Origin of the sequence: Butyrivibrio hungatei (genome assembly GCF_900101605.1) — a bacterium.
GTDB classification, from domain to species: domain Bacteria; phylum Bacillota; class Clostridia; order Lachnospirales; family Lachnospiraceae; genus Butyrivibrio; species Butyrivibrio hungatei_B.
In genome coordinates this window covers 92,973-111,564 of the sequence record NZ_FMUR01000011.1, presented here as the reverse complement: position 1 = coordinate 111,564, position 18,592 = coordinate 92,973, and the positions used below count along the sequence as shown (strand labels likewise).

Below are 18,592 nucleotides of genomic sequence, written 5' to 3'. Positions count from 1 at the left end.
CTAAAGCTTGCGCGCATTGGCGCGCAAAGAGTTTCTTTGCAACTCTTTGATCTCTTGAGCCGGATGTACGCGGCGTTTGTGCCGGAGGTGGCGCAGGAGCTTATATCAGTTCTGATGCCGATGCATGCTTTAGTGCCGGCGATAGTGATGGCACATTTGCATCATGGGATAAGCTGAAATAATGCCGAGGAGAAGTCGGAGAGAAGAGGGGAGTTTTGAAGAAGCGGTTTAGAAGAGGGGAAGATGAGGCGAAAACAGATGGAAGATATGACCTATAGAAGGAGAGATGCTGAGCCAAAAAATTGTTATATAGTAAAGGGAAGAAGCATCAAAATTATAAATGTCAACATTTTTTGATGCTTCATAAGACTTGCAAATACATGCTTGAAACATCGAAAAAATGTACATTTCCGAAATTTGATGCTGGAGAGACTGTATACTTGGGGGGATAGGCATCAATTCTAGATGTTCTCAAATTTATTGATGCTTATTACTTGTTTGGGGGCGAATGCGATAAATTCCTCTTGATTATAAGTTTTCTCTATGATATAGTAATAAAGCTGTACGTCATCAGAGGTGCAGTGTTATGCCGGCATGTCGGAATGGCAGACGATGCAGACTCAAAATCTGTTGTGGGTAACCACGTGTGGGTTCAAGTCCCACTGCCGGCACTAAGAAATACGCTTAAATAGTGGTGTTCAATAAAGTATGGGGCATTTCGTGGGGCATTATGCGAAATGTTCTTTTTTATTTTTGATTGTACAAGGCATTCTGGGATTCTTTGAGCGATATTCGTGTAATCATGGATGAAAAACTTTTTATATATTTATAAAGATGATAACTATGCTGTTTTGGTTTCAAACATGCTAGGTTATCTTTTATTTTATCTGAAAATGTATGAAGAAGTACCTTGTGCAGTTGCGCGTCATCGAAATGGGGAATGTGATCATCTAAGTATTACTCACTAGTCAGGATGAAATATGCCTTCAGAGAAGAAATGGCTTGAAATAAGGCATAGAATATGCCGAAGAAGTGGTGCTGGAGAAAGAGAAATATGCCTTCAGAGAATGAAAAGTTTGGAATGAGGCATACAATATGCTGTGGAAGTAATGCTGAGGGAAGAAAAATATGCCTTAAGAGAAGAAAAAGTTTGAGGTAAGGCATATTTTGTTTTGAGGAAGCACGGTTGCTGTAAGAAATATATGCCTTATAGCAAGCAAAAAAGCTGTATAAGGCATATTGATAAAAAAAAGCTTGTCGGGGCGCAAGTTGCGCGCACCCAATCAGACTAGAATCATCAATTCACGCTATCAGACTAGAACCACTAATTTACGCAATCATACAAGAATCACAAAAATCCGCAATCAAACAAGAATCAACAATTCACCCAACCCTCTTATCCTTGAACAAATAATATGCCAGCACGTGCAGGGCCTGCTTGAAGTCGCCGCCGCTTATTGCGGACAAGAGCTCTGTCTCGTTCAACAGCACTACGTTAAGAAATTCTGTATCATCAAGCTCCTGTGAAGCGGAGAGTGTGCAGTTTGTGGCACAGTATATGTGCACGTTACTGTTTGATATTGTTGCATTTGCGGGAATTGTGAGAAGGTGCGTCCAGTTGTCGGAGGTATAGCCTGTTTCTTCGCGGAGTTCTCGTTTGGCGGCTTCGAAAGCTTCATCTTCGGACGCGATAATGTTTTCCTTTGTTATACAAGGCTCACCTGCCACATCTTCTTTCTTTGCATATTCAATCCCGCCTGCGGGAAATTCTGTAGTGATCTCATCTATTCCGTGTCTGTATTGGCGGACACAGATGAAATTTCCGGATCTGTCGGTCGCAACTACAAGAGAAAAGCTGTGTTTTGAATAGTTATATACGGGCGTGATGGTCTGTCCGTCGGGGAGTTTATATTCGTTTCTTCTAAAATCAATCCATGCATCCTGGATGATATGTTCTTCATTTATTAGTTCCCAGTATAGTTTTTTCTCAAAATTGGTCATAAATTACCTCTTTTTTTATGTTTTTTACGCAATGTATTTTATCACAAATCAGGCTTTTGCTGATATAATATTTCGTAGGTACGTATATTTGAATGTATCGTTATTTCTTTATGAGGCGGTGTTTATATGAAACTATTGGCAGTTGATAAACTTGTGCCCGGACTTATCGTTTCGGAGAATATATATACGATTGATGACAGACTTGTTTTGGCTAAGGGAACAGTCCTTGATGAGAAGGACATTCTCAGAATAAAATCTCATTCTCTTTATAATATCTTCGTTGAAGATGACAAGCCGGTTGAGCGCAGTGCCAAAGAGGAGCCTACCCCAGAGGACTTTTTATCTTACGCTGATAAACTGAAGAATTCAGAGGGATTTATCAGATTTAAACGCGACATAGAGGAGAAGGCCAAAAAGCTTGAGGAATCATTTAAGATGATCGCCAATGACGGAGCACCTCTTGAGATAGATAAACTTACAGAACCCGTATACCACCTTTTTGTTGAGGCGGGTGGTACTGCCGGAGTTTTCGATATGCTTCACAATCTTAGAGATAACAGTGATGCTGTCTTTATGCATAGCTTAAATGTTTCCCTTATAGCAAATACGCTTGCAACCTGGATGAGACTTCCCGAAGATGTTGTTCGTGTCGTAACTGCGGGAGGACTTCTTCATGATATAGGCAAGATGCTCATGCCACCTGACCTTCTTAACAAGAAGGCGGCTCTTACAGAGTATGAAGAGCGTGTTATGAGAGATCATGTGACCAAGGGTTATGAACTTGTCAAGGATGAGGACATCGATCAGAGGATAAAGAACTGCATTCTTATGCACCATGAATTCAAGGATGGATCGGGATATCCGCTTCATCTTAAGGGAGATAAGATAGACGAAGTTGTTTCTATCGTTACCGTTTCCAATATATATGACGAGATGACATCCAGAAGAACCTACAGAGCGCCTATCTGTCCGTTTACGGTGATATCTCAGTTTGAAAAAGAGGGTATCAACAAGTTTGATCCCAATGTAATAATGACGTTCCTTGGCAATATCGCAAATACATTTATTGCCAACAGAGTTATGTTAAATACAGGGCAGACCGGAGAAATCATCTTTGTAAATGCAGATCACCTGTCACGCCCCGTTGTAAAATGCGGCGAGAACTACGTGGATCTTTCGTCAAACAAGAGTCTGTCTATCGTGGCAGTTATATAATTACTGCATCATTGGATTGTAAATGAATTATGTTTGTAGTATTCTGTATGTTGTAGAAATGGCCGTTGAGAGCACATTGTAGAATACAACATATTGAATGTTTTAGATTTGTTATGCGGAGCCGAACATGACTTGTAAAGAAGCGGATAAACTTATTCCATTATTTTTAGATGATGATCTTGATAACCGTGAACTTGCTGAATTCCTCAATCATGTTGAGACTTGCGCAGGATGTAAAGAAGAACTGACCATACAGTTTTTGGTCAAGGTAGGTATGAAGAGGCTTGAAGATGGTAATACCTTCAACCTTCGAAGTGAACTTGATGCTCTTTTGCTTGATGCAAATAAAAGGCTGACTACCAGAAGATATCTGGTGTTGTCGAGCTATCTTTTGCAGGCGGTGGTTCTTGCTCTTGGTGGAACGGCACTTTTTCTCGCACTTTTTTTATAGAAACGAGTTTTTTTTGTGGCTCTTTCGTGCCTTAGCAGGAATAAACTGCAGTTTCCTGTGATATTAAAATAAGCATTATGTTGGGGAAAAGTCATTGAGTATTAACGTTATTGACGCTACAAATTTCATAAAGGATGCATTTTACGCCATGCCTGTATTTTCCGATGAGAACGGAAATAATATCAGTGGCGTTTACGGTGCATTATATAAGTTAAAGAGCATGCTTTCAGAAAATGAAGAAGCTCTTTTTGCTTTTTCTTTTGAAAGAGATAATGAATCTGAGTATACACCTGCGGTTGTGGATCAGACGGAAAAGTTTGCGGAGATTCTTAAAGGTGCCGAAATTCCGGGACTTTTGGATGTATCAAATGGAGAATCCGCATCACCTGAACTGATCGCATATCTTGAAGGTGAACTTCTTAAACTGTCACCTACGGGTAAGGTTTCCGTAGTTCCAAAGTTTGAACTTAATATTTCCGTTACGTCAGATCTGGGCGAAGTTGAAGAGATTTTCAAAAAAGCTCATGAGTACGGAACAGGGGCAATAGATAATTACATCGGATATTTCCTAATGAGAGAGCGTGAGGCAGATAAATCATTAGGGAAAAAAGACACATTCGGTATAGCGCTTTGCTATGGTGAAAAGAACGTTATATATATTCCTTTAGAGAATTTTATAACCGAGTCGTACATAGGAAACAAGCTGAGCGAACTTAGCAAAGACTGCTCACTTGCCACATTTGATATAAAAGACGGATATGACTTATTTATGCCGTTTGAGATAAGCGAAAGAACTACGGGTTATGACAAGGAAGATACGGGATATCTGACTTCTCCGAAGTGCTTTGATACTCTTATCGGAGCTTATTTGTGCAATCCTATCAAGAACGATTACAGTGTTGAGGATATTTCCAAAGAATATCTTAAGATTCCTTTTGAAAAAAGAAATGATATATTTGGTAAAAGTGGGATAAAAGAAGCAGATGCGGGCAAGATAGCTGATTATGCATGTAAGGCGGCTTATATCTGCAAAGCTTGTGCGCCGCTTATAAGAGAGAAACTCTCAAAGACCGGAATGGAAAATCTTTTTTACAATATCGAGATGCCTCTTTCATACATTCTTTTTGCTATGGAAAAAGAGGGAATCATTGCAAAGAAAGATGAGCTTAAAGCGTATTCGGACAAGCTTGCAGTAAGGATCTCGGAGCTTGAAAAGGTAATTTACGAAGCAGCAGGATGTGAGTTTAACATAAACAGTCCGAAGCAGCTTGGCGAAGTTCTTTTTGAAAAGCTGGGACTTCCTGCAGAGAAGAAGACAAAGTCGGGATATTCAACAGCTGCCGATGTACTTGAAAAGCTTGCTCCCGATAATAAGATCGTTGCGGACATTCTTGAATACAGAGGTCTGGCAAAATTAAAGTCTACATACGCGGACGGACTTGCGGCTTATATCGCCGGCGACGGAAGGATTCATACAAGCTTTAACCAGACGATAACGGCTACGGGAAGAATAAGCTCTACAGAGCCAAACCTTCAGAATATTCCCATGAGAACCGAAGAAGGAAGACTTATCCGAAAGGTCTTTGTACCAAAGGAAGGATACGTATTTGCCGATGCGGATTACTCTCAGATCGAACTTAGGATACTTGCGCATATGTCGGAAGATAAAGGGCTTATCGATGCATATCATGAGGGCAAAGATATTCACAGGATCACGGCATCCAAAGTCTTTCATGTTCCTTTTGAAGATGTCACACCGCTTCAGAGGCGAAACGCCAAGGCGGTCAACTTCGGTATTGTATATGGAATCAGCTCTTTTGGCTTGTCCCAGGATCTGTCCATATCAAGAAGCGAAGCAAAAGAGTATATGGATAAATATTTTGAGACATATCCCGGCGTTAAGGAATATCAGGACAAAGTGATCGCAAGCGCCAAAGCAGACGGAGTGAGCGATACACTGTTTGGAAGAAAACGTCCCATTCCCGAACTTAAAGCGTCTAACTATAATCTCAGGCAGTTTGGCGAGAGAGTTGCGATGAATGCTCCGATTCAGGGAACGGCTGCAGATATAATGAAGATTGCCATGATAAATGTCTTTTTCAGGATAAAGAGAGAGAATCTTAAATCAAGGCTTATACTTCAGATTCACGATGAACTAGTTATCGAGACGGCACCTGATGAAAAAGATACAGTGACGGAAATACTTACAAAAGAGATGGAGAATGCGGCAGATCTTTCGGTTCCAATGGAAGTTGACTGCCATATCGGAAACGACTGGTATGAATCAAAGTAATTTACAGAATAAGATACAAAAAGGAAGAACAAACATTATCGGTGTTACGGGCGGCGTAGGTGCCGGCAAGAGCACTGTGCTTAAATACATAAGCGATAATTACAATTGCAAGGTTGTCTTTTCGGATGACGTTGCAAACGAGATAAAGAAAAAGGGGTATCCCGCATATGATGAACTCGTGAGGGTTCTCGGGCAGGAAATACTGGGCGAAGACGGCGAGATTGATAAGGCCAAAATGGCGACAGCAATCTTCGGAGATGTAAAAAAACTTGAAAAAGTGAATAAAATTTTGCATCCTGCAGTAAATACCTTTATTATTAATATAGTAGATGAAGAGAGACTCAAAAACAGAATCGATTTTGTTTTTGTTGAAGCAGCTCTTTTGATAGAAAATGGATATAAAAATATTGTCGATGAGCTTTGGTATATCTATGCCGATGAGGATACCAGAAGAAAGAGACTCAAAGATACAAGAGGTTATTCAGACGAAAAGATTGACGGAATATTTGCTCAGCAGCTTAATGATGAGACATACAGACTAAATGCGGATTTTGTTATTGATAACAGTAAAGATTTAGAATCGGCAAGTGAACAAATTAACAGTAAACTTGGAGAGTGGAGAGTATGATGGCAAGTTTGGAACAGACTGATCAGAAAGTGGTATTTGGTCTAGATATCGGAACAAGAAGCGTGGTTGGAACTGTCGGATACATGAATGACGGACAGTTTAATGTTATTGCGCAGGCGGTCGAGAAACACCAAACAAGAGCTATGCTGGACGGACAGATTCATGACATCGGTAAGGTTGGTGCTACGATAAGAGTTGTAAAAGAAAAACTCGAACAGCAGACCGACATACATCTTACGGATGTTTGTATAGCGGCTGCCGGACGTGTTCTTCGTACTGTCAGAACAAATTATGAGTATGAATATCCGGAATCACATGATATCACGGATGAAGATATATATAATCTTGATTCTGCTGCGGTTCAGCAGGCTTATTCGGAGTTTCTTCAAAAGAACACATCCGACCTTAAGTTTTATCTGGTAGGTTATTCCGTAATGCATTATTATCTGGACGGATATCAGATTGCAAACCTTGAAGGACATAATGCGGGTAAGGTAAGTGTTGAACTTATTGCGACCTTCCTTCCGGATGACTGTGTAGACGGACTTTACAAAGCGTGTGAGAGAGCGGGACTTAACGTTGCAAACCTGACTTTGGAGCCTATAGCTGCTATGATGGTTGCAATTCCCGATAGATTCAGAATGCTCAATCTTGCACTTGTTGACGTCGGTGCGGGTACATCCGATATCTGCGTTACCAATGACGGTTCTATAACCGCGTATGGTATGCTTCCTATCGCGGGTGATGATATAACCGAGATAATCGCTCAGCACTGTCTTGTTGACTTTAACCAGGCCGATGAGATTAAGATTGCGGCAAGTCATAACGACAGAGTTGATTTCATTGATATTATGGGACTTCGTAAGACCATAACGGCTAAGGATATTGCCAAGATCATAAGACCTCAGGTTGATATGATGGCGAAGAAGGCAGCAGAAGAGATCAAGAGATTGAACGGTGATAAGCCGGTTAGCGCCGTGTTCGTAGTCGGAGGCGGCGGATGCGTGCCCGGATATACCAAGGCTATAGCAAGAGAAATGGATATCCCCGAAGAGCGTGTTGCTTTAAGAGGTGAGGAAGTAATGAAGAGCATTACGTTCCTTAACAACGACGGAATAGAGAGAGATTCTCTTCTTGTAACACCGCTTGGTATCTGTATCAGCTACTACGAGGAAGCAAACAACATTATATTTGTTTCGTTTAACGGCGAGCAGACAAGGATTTACGATAACGGCAAACTTCAGATTATTGACGCTGCTATGCAGGCTTCATTCCAGAATGAAGATCTTTTCCCCAAGAGAGGAAAAGAACTCAGATATCTCGTCAACGGAAAAGAGAGAGTTGCTAGAGGCGAGCCCGGTGAAGCTGCTGTTATTACACTTAACGGCAAAGCTGCGGATATTCATTCAAAGATCCGCGCAAATGATATTATCGATGTAACACCTTCAACGGCAGGCGAGCCCGGAAAGGCTGTTATCGAGAATATTCCTGAATTTAAGACTAAGTTTGTTGTAAATGTAAACGGCGTAAATGTCGAGGCTTCAAGATTTGCGACTGTAAACGGTGAACCTCAGACCGCGCTTTACAATATTAAGAACGGTGATGACATTCAGATACTCGATTATAATACCGTTGAGCAGGTTGCTGCTTTAATGGATATTGAAATTACTGAAGATACGTATATAATCGTTAATAATGAACACGGTGACAAAACAACTCCCGTATATGAGAACTTCAAGGTTGAGTTTAAGGACAGAGAAGAAGCTATCATGGAATATTACAGGGATTTCCCCGATGCCGATGAAGTTGCCGTAAGTATGGCAAATGAAGAGGCATATGAGAGCGATGACTATGATGTGAGAAAATTTGACGGTCAGAGCGATCAGCTTGGATATGACGATCTTCCTGATGATGACGGTGAGTATCGCAGAAGCGAAGACTCTGTTAAGAATATCCTTGCAAGAGACATTCATATTCTGGTTAATAACGAAGCAGTTACACTTCACGGTAAGTCGGAGTACGTGTTTGTTGACATATTCGATTCTATCGATTTTGACCTCACAAGGCCAAACGGCAGAGCAATCGTTACGACCTTAAACGGAAAGACTCCCGATTACTTGCAGTCTATCCACGAAGGTGACAAGATAGAAGTATATTGGAAGTAAGGGGACTAGTTGATGCGTTTTACCAGTATTGCCAGTGGAAGCAGTGGTAACTGTACCTATGTCGGATCTGACAACACTCACATTTTGATCGATGCGGGAATCAGTATGAAGAGAATCGGGGAGGGGCTTAATAAGCTTGATATTTGTTTTGATGACCTCGATGCTATTTTTGTGACACATGAGCATGTGGATCATATAGCGGCTCTTCATACGATACTTAAGAGATACAACATACCTGTATATGCCACGGAAGGTACGATACAGGGAATAAGGAAAAGTGATAAAAAGAATGAGATGACAGGTTCCGTATTCTGTCCGGTTCAAGCGGATAAGAGTCTGTGTGTCGGAGATATGATAATAAATCCCATGACAATTTCACACGATGCTCTTGAACCCTGCGGATACAGGATATATTGCGGGGATAAAAAGATAGGCGTTGCGACCGATCTTGGCTGCTATACGGATTATACCGTTGAGTGCCTTTCGGGGTGTGACGCACTTCTTTTGGAAGCAAACCATGATGAGAGGATGCTTCTTGCAGGGCGTTATCCCTATATGCTCAAAAAGAGAATTTTGGGCGATACGGGGCATCTTTCCAATGCAAAGAGCGCAGAGCTTCTTTGCAAGATCTTAAATGATAAGATAAAGGGAGTTTTTCTCGGACATCTTTCAAAAGATAACAATCATCCCGATCTTGCTTACAAGACGGTAAGCGTTGAGATCGATATGGGAGACAATCCGTATTCAAGCGGTGATTTCCCTTTGATGGTTGCAGACAGAGCGGAGCTTTCGCCTGTTATCGAATTTTAAATAAGTGGAGGAAATATGAATAAGATTATTATTACAGTTGTTGGTAAGGACACAGTGGGAATTATTGCTAAGGTATGTACATATCTTGCAGATTCGGGAGTAAACATCCTTGATATTTCGCAGACTATCGTAAGCGGATATTTCAATATGATGATGATCGCTTCTATGGAAGGAATATCCAAAGATTTCAATACGGTTGCCGACGATCTCGAGAAACTCGGTAAAGATATCGGCGTTGTTATCAAGTGCCAGAGAGAAGAAATTTTTGATTCCATGCATAGAATTTAAGGAGACAACTTAATGATAAATACAAAAGAGGTCATCGAGACCAATGAAATGATCGAGAAAGAAAATCTCGATGTCAGAACAATTACAATGGGTATCAGCCTTCTTGACTGTATCGATTCCAATCTCGAAACACTCAAGAAGAATATATACAATAAGATTTATGAGTCGGCAAAAGACCTTGTTAAGACGGGAGACCAGATTTCAAGAGAGTTCGGTATCCCTATCGTAAACAAAAGAGTATCCGTTACACCCATCGCTCTTGTTGGCGGTGCGGCATGTAAGACAAAGGAAGATTTTGCCGAGATAGCAAAGACTCTTGATGAAGTTGCAAAGAAGATCGGTGTAAACTTTATCGGAGGATATTCGGCACTTGTCAGCAAGGGAATGACACAGGCAGACAGACTTCTTATTGAGTCTATCCCGCTTGCGCTTTCTCAGACAGACCTTGTTTGTTCATCAATAAATGTAGGTTCCACCAAGACAGGTATCAATATGGATGCCGTTCGTCTCATGGGAACAATTATAAAAGATACAGCAGAAGCAACCAAGGAAAATGATTCACTCGGATGTGCTAAGCTCGTTGTGTTCTGTAATGCACCAGATGACAACCCGTTCATGGCGGGAGCATTCCACGGTGTTACAGAAGCTGACAGAATAATAAATGTCGGTGTCAGTGGACCGGGCGTAGTTAAGACAGCGCTTGAAAAGGTAAGAGGAGAGAACTTCGAGATCCTTTGCGAGACTATCAAAAAGACAGCGTTCAAGGTAACAAGAGTAGGTCAGCTCGTTGCAAGAGAAGCATCAAAGAGACTTGGTGTTCCTTTTGGAATCATCGATCTTTCACTTGCACCCACACCTGCTATCGGAGACAGCGTTGCCGATATCCTTCACGAGATAGGTGTTGAGCATGCCGGTGCACCCGGAACAACTGCAGCACTTGCGCTCTTGAACGATCAGGTTAAAAAAGGCGGCGTAATGGCATCTTCATATGTAGGCGGACTCTCAGGTGCATTTATTCCTGTAAGTGAAGACCAGGGAATGATAAATGCAGTGGAAGCGGGAGCTCTTACACTTGAAAAGCTCGAAGCTATGACATGTGTATGCTCAGTCGGTCTTGATATGATCGCAATTCCCGGAGATACCAAAGATACAACTATCGCAGGTGTTATTGCCGATGAAATGGCTATTGGAATGATCAACCAGAAGACAACTGCGGTAAGACTTATTCCAGTTATCGGAAAGGGAGTAGGAGAGACTGTTGAATTTGGCGGACTTTTGGGATATGCACCCATAATGCCCGTAAATGGATTCTCATGCGATGCTTTTGTAAACAGAGGCGGAAGAATACCTGCACCCGTACACAGCTTTAAGAATTAAGAATAAAAACAAAAATATAAAACTTCCCGCAACCATTATAATGTGGCTTTCGGGAAGTTTTTTATCAAGAGTATTTGAGGTTAAAAGGAATAATGATGTTTGAATAAAATTCTTTTTCGCTGTTTCTGAAATCGGCTGAACCACCGTATGTTTCAGCTGCGGATTTAATTGATTTTAACCCTATACCGTTGCCGGAACGTCTGGTGGTGATATAGGTGTTATTTTTTTGCTTAACAAAGCCGTTGAAACTGTTGGTTGCAACTATATAGAGATTACTCATGTTTCTTTCAAGAATCTTTATATCTATCTTTCTGTCTTCCTCCGGAAGATCTCTGCAGGCAAGAACGGCATTTTCAAGAAGATTTCCGATTATATTGCACAGATCGATCGTTGATATCGTTATCTCTTTTGCAGGAAGAGTGACTTTGCAGTTAAACTGTATCTTTTCACTCTTGCATTGCCTCATATAGTGGTTTAGAAGAGCGTTCAACGAATTGTTTTTGCAGTAATATCTGATCTCGCTCTCGGGCATATTGTCTATATAATTACTTAAATATTCCCTGATTGATCTTATATCGCCGCTGTTTGCGAGAGAATCAAGAAGGCATATGGTATGTTTAAAGTCATGCCTTACTCTTGCTGTGGTCTCGATGTAGCTCTGCTGGCTTAGATACTGTGCCTCTTTCATCTGAAGGATATGATATTTTTCTTCATATTTAACGGCGTTCATTATCTCGAATACTATGTTATAGAAGATAACCGTCAGAATAATGAATACAAAGAACATTCCGATCAGAAGTCCCCAATAGGTTGAAAAAATATCATCGATGTAGAGTGAACTATATTTTCCAGGTCTTATGAGAATGCTTATTGCCATAAATATTACAGACACGGGCATTGTTATGATCCATATCTTGGATATTGTAAGCGTATCGACAAGGTTGCTTCCGTGGTCGTAAAGAGGAGACCAGAAAATAGCAAGGATAAAGAAACTCAGCGTAACACGTATAAATGTAGTCTCGATGTTGAAGCTGTCGGAATCGGACGCAGGGTTTACGATAGCGTCATATCCATACACCGCATTTATAATGATAGACATCATGGCACACATCCAAAGGTAGATCGCAAGGGATTTTGCAAGATCTGCAACAAGAGTTTGCTCGTAGATAAAATACAAGATGAAAACCAATAAAAGAAATGTAAAAGCTTTATTTGCATCAAGTGTAAGTGTTATAAACGAAAACAGTGCGGACAGTATTACCGTAATAGTGCTCATTCCGATAAAAAGCGGTTTTGTCCGGTACTTCAGGTTATTCTTAAACGGCAGGTAGCACATGATAAGTGCCGGAATAAGAATGAGGTTTGAAAAAAACATATTCAAAAAATTAAAGGCGTTCATCAGATAACTTCACTTTCGTTTCTAATTTTATTAAAGATATAATTCTTCCAGATCTGCTCAAGTTGTTTTTCTTTTCTGAGCGTGATGGGAGTCTGCATATCCCCGGCTATATAACAGCTTCCGTCTTTTAACGAAGTGATATAGTCCATATTTACCAGGATTCCTCTCATAACAGGAAGAAATCTGATGTCTTCGGTCAGAATGTCCGAGATCCTTGAAAAAGTCATTCTTACTTTATATGTCCTCTGATTCTTGAGGATGATCTCGTTGTAGTGGCCGATCGATCTGATAAGTGCGATATCTGAATACGGCACGGATACGTTATCTTTTTCATATGTAAAGAAAAGATAAGGAACATCTTCAGTCATTGTTTTTTTCTTTAGAAAATCATCCATTACCTTATAGAGTCTGCCTTTTTCGGCAGGTTTTGAGATGTAATCGTAGGCATGGATACTAAATGCTTCCGGCATGAATTCGTTGCTGGTCGAAAGAAAGATGATAGCGGTATCGGTATCGGTTTCCCGTATTTTTTTTGCGGTTTCGATTCCTGAAATGCCATTCATATAAATATCCATGAAGATCAAAGTATAATTATATTTTTTGTACTCGTATAGAAATTCTTCACCTCCGGAAAAGACTTCGATAGAAAGATCGAGTGAGTTCTCGTAAGCGTAACTCATAAGAATAGTTCTGAGCTGATCTGCATCAGAACGCAGATCGTCAACAATTGCAATATTCATTTAACAATAATTCCCCGTCATAAAATTAGCGTTTTGAAAAATATTTCATAATAGATTATAATATTATAATGCATCTTATGCCAAAAAAAAACATTTTATGACATAAATATTGCTTCGAAATCGCGTTGACAATAAAATTTTATACGTCAACGGCAAACGGTTTGACTTAAATGAGCGATATAGTTATGCAAAGAGGGGCACTTATGTTTAGAAGATTTAAAAATCTGTTTGTATTCGCTCTTGTTGCTGCCATCGGCACTGCAGGCCTTTCAGGCTGCGGAGAAAATTCTGAAACGGTTTCTGATATCGATCTTACGAAGATTCAGAGACTTTCTTATGATGCAACAAATGAGCATGAAATTGCGTTGGAGAAATTCAATAAAGGTTGTGAGCCTGCCAAGATCATCCGTGATGACAAGTCTCAGACCAATAAGAATTTTTGCCTGATTTTTCAAGGCGCAAAGGATTCTGTTACGGTAGAAAAAATACTTCAGATCCTCGATGAGAAAAATATCAAGGCCACATTCGCAATAACTGCGGCTACGGCGGCAGAAGATGATGCTTTGATCGATCTTATAATTCAAAAAGGACATGACATTATCGACAATGGTCTTAACGGCGATTCTTCAATTGATGTATTGTCTGATGAAGATATGGTCAGCAATTTTTCTGATTCCAGAAAAGTTTTTTCCACATTAATGGACGTTCCACCCGATAAGATGATGCTTAATACCACATATTACAATGACACGATATGTATGGCTGCATCCGCATCCGGTTACAGCAAGCTGGTTTCGCCGAGTTCGGGAAGTTATCTTAATGAAAAGAGCTTCAGAGACGATCAGAATACTTTCGAATATGTTTCAAAACAGGGAAACGGTAGAATTCTCGTTATCAAGCTTGATGAGTACGTGGAATCTCTTGAGGTTGATCCGAAGGTTGAATACAAGGACCCTGCTATTGACGTGCAGCCGACCATAGTTTCGTCATCAGAGGAAGATGAAGACAAGAGAGATGTTGTTACCATGGTAGGATGGCTTCTTGATGCCATGCAGACACAGGGCATTGACAACGTTAAACTTGATAAGCTCAAAGCTCTCAATGATGAAGAGTATGTAAGACAGCTGTATGAAGAGACAGGCGGATATTCAGCCGAAGTATATGAAGAAGTTGCAACAATGCAGGATGTTACAGGTCTTTGCTTCTACGGAATTCCTGAGAATGTTGAAAGCGTTGATGCCATTACAAAAGCTCTTATTAAAGCAGGTGCAAAAGCTACTTTCTTTGTAAGCTCGGAAGATATAGAGAAGAACCCTAAGGCTGTTGAGAAAATCGTTAATTCGGGATTTTCAATAGCGACAAGAGGTACTACGGGAGGAAATATCAGTAATAAAGAATTCTATGATATTTATGTAGACCTCAAGACTTCTGTCAGAAGTATTCAGAAGAATTACGGACTTAAGGCAAAATATTACATGCCCGAGGATGAGAGCGAGATAACCGAAAATCTCAGAATTGCCGCAAAAGTTGCGGGACTTGATATTGTATCACCCAAGAATGATGCAATCCCCGAAAAAGGAAATATCAGTTGCTTCGATCTTACAAGAGAGTTTGAGATGGAGAAGCTTAATGCCTATATTTCTTCAACAGCAGGCAAAAATCAGCAGATTGTAGATATAACTGAACTTGTTCGTTCGTCTACATGTGCTCCGGTTACAGATAAAGAAACTCTTGAGAGTTTGAGAATGGAAAACCATGCAAGACTTGCTCAGGAGAGAAAGAATATATACACATCCGAAAGAGCGGTAACAATGACATTCTACGGAATCTCCAATAAGGCGGTTCTTAACGACGTTCTTTCAATACTTAAGTTAAACGGATATAAAGCAACATTCTTTGTGACACCTGATGAACTCAGCAGATGCGGAGAATCAATTACCAAGATCCTTAACGGCGGTAATGAGATTGGTATTGCATATGTAAGCAATTCTCAGGTCGACCAGAGCTACGACGAAGTTGCCGGATATATACTCGGTGCTCAGCAGTATGCACAGTGGAAGTATGACGTAAGAGTCTCTGTAGTTATGCAGCCTTACGGTATTCCCACCAAGGATACAAAGGAAGCTGTTGCTTCATGCGGATGCTCACTTGCGGGATATGAGTATTCAATGGTTCAGTCTAAGGACAGAAGTGCGGTAGACTTAAGCTTCTATACAACACTTGCAAAGAAGGTTGAGGCGCACAGAGGAAGCGTTATCTACTTTAATATGAATTATTACACCGCAGACCAGGATGCTGCCGGCGGTGACGGAACAACACTTCTTGCAGAACTTCTCAATAAGTTTATTGAGACAAAGATATATGCACTTACTTATAAAGATGTATACGGAAAGCAGCAGGCTTCGACGGCATATACCGTTAAGACCTTCTCTGAACTTGCATCTTCACAGTATGTATATTCACCTATAAAGAACTCGCAGAAGATTGTTTCAAACAACAACAATATTGTTGGGGCACTTCCCGATAATGCTACAAAGAATGCCTATATGGCAGGACATTACATTGGAAATCCCGATGTTACATATATCCCCGGATTTACCGAGGATGAAATGAAGACTTACGACAAGACAGGTAAGATCTCCAAGAATAAAGTCATCTTCCTTACATTTGATGACTGGGGATATGAACAGGATATAAATGAACTTCTTTATGTCCTTGATAAGTACAAAGTAAAAGGAAACTTCTTTGTCAGAACAAACAACGTTGCTGACAACCCGAACCTCTTAAGGGCAATCGCGGTTGACGGACATATGATAGGATCACATTCGAATTCTCACATGGTTGCATGGAATTCGACACAGAATCCGGATGGTACCTATACCTACGAGTCAATCAGTGAGGAAGCCGGTAAGAGACTCAGAGCTGACGTTGTAAACAGCTACTCGACTCTTAATAAATATTGCGGAGACGTTGTGGTTGACGGAAGGCGAGCGCTTTCGACAATTTACAGACCACCGACACTTGCAATGAGCCGAATCGCAATGGAGAACATTTTTGATGTAGGATTTACATATATTGTCAGCGGAGACTTCAGCTCGGGGGACTATAACTGCAGCTCTGTTGATGAAGTTGTCAATATATTGCGAAACGGCAAGAGCGCATGGTATGGAACAGAGACTATAGGAAACGGTTCGTGTATCGTTTTACATATGTCACCCAATGCACAGTTTACTGCCGAGGCACTTGATATCATGATTCCGGAATGGAAAGCTCAGGGCTACAATTTTGGCAGACTTGACGATTACCTAAGATGATTGAGGGGTAAAAGATGGAATTTCTTGATAAGTTCAAAAAGAAAAAGGGTTCTGTAAACAAAGAAGACGTTATGACTGTTGAAAAGAAGGACAGACGAGTTCTTTCACATGTTCCGGATTCAACAAACAAAAGAACTAATACAGAACGAAGAGGAAACAGTAACGACAATAAAAATAATGATTACGAGGCTTTTCTCAAAGAGAGTAAGTCGGGCGTAAGATATGTTACAGGCTTCCCTGTACATATGAGAAGCTACTCCAAAGAGGGGCCTAAGGTCAGCGGAGTGGGCAAGGTTGTTGATATATCAAACACCGGTATGCTCGTTGAAGTTGGCAGAGAGGAATTTAGTGCCCTCAGTACTAAGACGATGCTCAAGGTTGACTTCAGGGTTGTTCCCGGAAGTATGCCTGAGGGTAATGAGATGCGGGTTAGGCAGAAAGTAAAAGTTGTCCGCACTTTCATTACTTCCGACGGCAAGTTCATGATTGGAATAAATTTCGGCAAAGAGCTTCATAATTATGCCGCTGCGAATAAGGACAGATTCATGTTTATGTCTTCGGTTGTCCTTATCGCGTTTACGATCAGCTGTATCATCCTTATGAGAGCGGAGAGCGTCATTTACTTTAAGTTTAATAAGCTCCTGTATCTGTACAGTATGATCACGGCAGTGTTCCTTTTAAGTAGATATGTATTCGGTGCTTTTTACAGACCGAAGAAAGTGGACCCCGATTTCACACCGGGTGTTTCAATCCTTATTCCTTGCTTTAATGAGGAAGAATGGATCGGAAGAACGATTGAGAGCTGTGTGAATCAGGAATATCCGATAGATAAGCTCGAAGTCATAATAATTGATGACTGCTCGACGGATAAGTCTGTTGAAAAAATAAAAGAAACAATCGAAAGGTTAAAGAAAGAGGCAAGCGGTAAATACGATCTTGAAGGCAGAATTTCCTACTGTGTACAGGAAAAGAACGCCGGAAAGAGAGATGCTCTTGTAAGAGGATCGGAACTTGCAAAACATGAGCTTGTTGTGTTTGTTGATTCCGACAGCTTCCTCGATCCTTATGCCATAAGACATCTGGTTCAGCCTTTCAAAGATCCCAAGATGGGAGGCGTTGCGGGAAGAACTGATGTTGCCAATACATACACAAATGCACTTACCAAGATGCAGAGTGTCAGATATTACATTGCTTTTAGAGTTATGAAAGCGGCCGAAGGATTGTTTGATTCGGTTACATGTCTCTCGGGACCTCTTTCATGCTACAGGAAGGAGATCATCCTTGCGAACAAGGATGCATGGATGAACCAGAGATTCCTGGGGCACAGAGCTACGTTCGGTGATGACAGAGCGATGACAAACTTTATCCTAAGACGCTACAGAACGTCATATCAGGATACGGCTGTTTGCTCAACGATCGTTCCCAACAAGCATTCTGTTTTCCTTAAACAGCAGATGCGATGGAAGAGATCGTGGCTTAGAGAATCACTTATTGCCGCTTCGTTTATGTGGAAGAAAGAACCTTTCGCGGTGATAGGATTCTATATGGGACTTGTGGTTCCCGTAGCCGCTCCTTTAGTGGTTCTTTACAACCTTGTATATGTACCTTTGACACAACACATTTTCCCGACTGCATTTTTACTGGGATTATTCCTGATGTCATTCCTGATGAGTATGTCGCAGATGCTTCTCAGAAAGAGCTCAACCTGGGCGTATGGCCTTTTATTCTGCATTTATTATGAGCTTATTCTTTTGTGGCAGATGCCTATTGCATGGTTTACATTCTGGAAGTCCACATGGGGAACAAGAATGACGCCAAGTGACCTTGAAGAAGCTGAAAAAAAGCGACTTCGCAAGGAACAAAAAAGCAAGAAAAAGTCATCAGATAATAAGAACGTGGAATAAGGTGGAA

Annotated in this window: 14 protein-coding genes and 1 tRNA gene; 12 read left to right on the top strand and 3 right to left on the bottom strand. The window is 40.9% G+C overall.

The features are described from left to right. The first annotated feature begins 588 nt into the window (after positions 1-588). Both BLP87_RS10025 and BLP87_RS16055 read left to right on the top strand, forming a co-directional pair. Positions 589-671, top strand: a tRNA-Leu gene (locus tag BLP87_RS10025). A 350-nt stretch (positions 672-1,021) separates the two neighbouring features. Then, positions 1,022-1,159: a hypothetical protein gene (locus BLP87_RS16055; RefSeq protein ID WP_176756635.1), complete on the top strand. Its 138-nt coding sequence runs from the start codon at positions 1,022-1,024 to the stop codon at positions 1,157-1,159. Positions 1,160-1,383: 224 nt separating this feature from the next. Here BLP87_RS16055 and BLP87_RS10020 read toward each other — a convergent pair whose 3' ends face one another. Further along, positions 1,384-2,001, bottom strand: coding sequence for an NUDIX hydrolase (locus BLP87_RS10020; protein WP_074462583.1), 618 nt, complete (start codon positions 1,999-2,001; stop codon positions 1,384-1,386). 126 nt (positions 2,002-2,127) lie between these two features. Between BLP87_RS10020 and BLP87_RS10015 the strand changes: the two genes are divergently transcribed. From BLP87_RS10015 to BLP87_RS09980, 8 genes are all read left to right on the top strand, one after another. Further along, complete coding sequence (locus BLP87_RS10015; protein ID WP_074462582.1) at positions 2,128-3,216, top strand: HD-GYP domain-containing protein; 1,089 nt, start codon at positions 2,128-2,130, stop codon at positions 3,214-3,216. Between the two features lie 127 nt (positions 3,217-3,343). Beyond that, a complete protein-coding gene (locus BLP87_RS10010) occupies positions 3,344-3,667 on the top strand; it encodes a zf-HC2 domain-containing protein (protein ID WP_074462581.1) in 324 nt (107 codons plus the stop codon). Between the two features lie 94 nt (positions 3,668-3,761). Further along, positions 3,762-5,960, top strand: a complete 2,199-nt coding sequence (gene polA, locus BLP87_RS10005; RefSeq protein ID WP_074462580.1) for a DNA polymerase I — start codon at positions 3,762-3,764, stop codon at positions 5,958-5,960. Further along, positions 5,947-6,588, top strand: a complete 642-nt coding sequence (gene coaE / locus BLP87_RS10000; RefSeq protein ID WP_074462579.1) for a dephospho-CoA kinase — start codon at positions 5,947-5,949, stop codon at positions 6,586-6,588. Before polA ends, coaE begins: the two co-directional genes overlap by 14 nt. Continuing rightward, positions 6,585-8,753 carry a cell division protein FtsA gene (locus BLP87_RS09995; RefSeq protein ID WP_330390039.1) on the top strand — a complete coding sequence of 723 codons (2,169 nt, stop codon included), beginning with the start codon at positions 6,585-6,587 and terminating at the stop codon, positions 8,751-8,753. Before coaE ends, BLP87_RS09995 begins: the two co-directional genes overlap by 4 nt. Before the next feature lie 12 nt (positions 8,754-8,765). Continuing rightward, positions 8,766-9,563 (top strand): MBL fold metallo-hydrolase, encoded by a 798-nt coding sequence (locus tag BLP87_RS09990; protein WP_074462578.1) that lies wholly within the window; start codon positions 8,766-8,768, stop codon positions 9,561-9,563. A gap of 15 nt (positions 9,564-9,578) precedes the next feature. Next, positions 9,579-9,851 (top strand): ACT domain-containing protein, encoded by a 273-nt coding sequence (locus BLP87_RS09985; protein WP_074462577.1) that lies wholly within the window; start codon positions 9,579-9,581, stop codon positions 9,849-9,851. A 12-nt stretch (positions 9,852-9,863) separates the two neighbouring features. After that, complete coding sequence (locus tag BLP87_RS09980; RefSeq protein WP_074462576.1) at positions 9,864-11,228, top strand: PFL family protein; 1,365 nt, start codon at positions 9,864-9,866, stop codon at positions 11,226-11,228. Positions 11,229-11,292: 64 nt separating this feature from the next. Here BLP87_RS09980 and BLP87_RS09975 read toward each other — a convergent pair whose 3' ends face one another. Next, positions 11,293-12,627, bottom strand: coding sequence for a sensor histidine kinase (locus tag BLP87_RS09975; RefSeq protein WP_074462575.1), 1,335 nt, complete (start codon positions 12,625-12,627; stop codon positions 11,293-11,295). After that, entirely contained in the window at positions 12,627-13,367 is a 741-nt protein-coding gene (locus tag BLP87_RS09970; protein WP_074462574.1) for a LytR/AlgR family response regulator transcription factor, read from the bottom strand. Before BLP87_RS09970 ends, BLP87_RS09975 begins: the two co-directional genes overlap by 1 nt. Before the next feature lie 203 nt (positions 13,368-13,570). On the opposite strand from BLP87_RS09970, the gene BLP87_RS09965 reads away from it, so the two are divergent. Then, positions 13,571-16,681, top strand: coding sequence for a polysaccharide deacetylase family protein (locus tag BLP87_RS09965; protein ID WP_074462573.1), 3,111 nt, complete (start codon positions 13,571-13,573; stop codon positions 16,679-16,681). A 14-nt stretch (positions 16,682-16,695) separates the two neighbouring features. After that, on the top strand, positions 16,696-18,585 hold the full coding sequence (locus BLP87_RS09960; RefSeq protein WP_074462572.1) for a glycosyltransferase family 2 protein: 1,890 nt from the start codon (positions 16,696-16,698) through the stop codon (positions 18,583-18,585). The last annotated feature ends 7 nt before the right edge of the window (positions 18,586-18,592 follow it).

Excerpts from the sequence above, each read along its gene's own strand:
- BLP87_RS09975 (WP_074462575.1), bottom strand. The coding sequence starts at position 12,627 with ATGAACGCCTTTAATTTTTTGAATATGTTTTTTTCAAACCTCATTCTT.
- BLP87_RS10015 (WP_074462582.1), top strand. The coding sequence starts at position 2,128 with ATGAAACTATTGGCAGTTGATAAACTTGTGCCCGGACTTATCGTTTCG.
- BLP87_RS09970 (WP_074462574.1), bottom strand. The coding sequence starts at position 13,367 with ATGAATATTGCAATTGTTGACGATCTGCGTTCTGATGCAGATCAGCTC.
- BLP87_RS09980 (WP_074462576.1), top strand. The coding sequence starts at position 9,864 with ATGATAAATACAAAAGAGGTCATCGAGACCAATGAAATGATCGAGAAA.
- BLP87_RS09990 (WP_074462578.1), top strand. The coding sequence starts at position 8,766 with ATGCGTTTTACCAGTATTGCCAGTGGAAGCAGTGGTAACTGTACCTAT.
- BLP87_RS09960 (WP_074462572.1), top strand. The coding sequence starts at position 16,696 with ATGGAATTTCTTGATAAGTTCAAAAAGAAAAAGGGTTCTGTAAACAAA.
- BLP87_RS16055 (WP_176756635.1), top strand. The coding sequence starts at position 1,022 with ATGCCGAAGAAGTGGTGCTGGAGAAAGAGAAATATGCCTTCAGAGAAT.
- coaE (WP_074462579.1), top strand. The coding sequence starts at position 5,947 with ATGAATCAAAGTAATTTACAGAATAAGATACAAAAAGGAAGAACAAAC.
- BLP87_RS09965 (WP_074462573.1), top strand. The coding sequence starts at position 13,571 with ATGTTTAGAAGATTTAAAAATCTGTTTGTATTCGCTCTTGTTGCTGCC.
- BLP87_RS09985 (WP_074462577.1), top strand. The coding sequence starts at position 9,579 with ATGAATAAGATTATTATTACAGTTGTTGGTAAGGACACAGTGGGAATT.
- BLP87_RS10010 (WP_074462581.1), top strand. The coding sequence starts at position 3,344 with ATGACTTGTAAAGAAGCGGATAAACTTATTCCATTATTTTTAGATGAT.
- BLP87_RS10020 (WP_074462583.1), bottom strand. The coding sequence starts at position 2,001 with ATGACCAATTTTGAGAAAAAACTATACTGGGAACTAATAAATGAAGAA.
- BLP87_RS09995 (WP_330390039.1), top strand. The coding sequence starts at position 6,585 with ATGATGGCAAGTTTGGAACAGACTGATCAGAAAGTGGTATTTGGTCTA.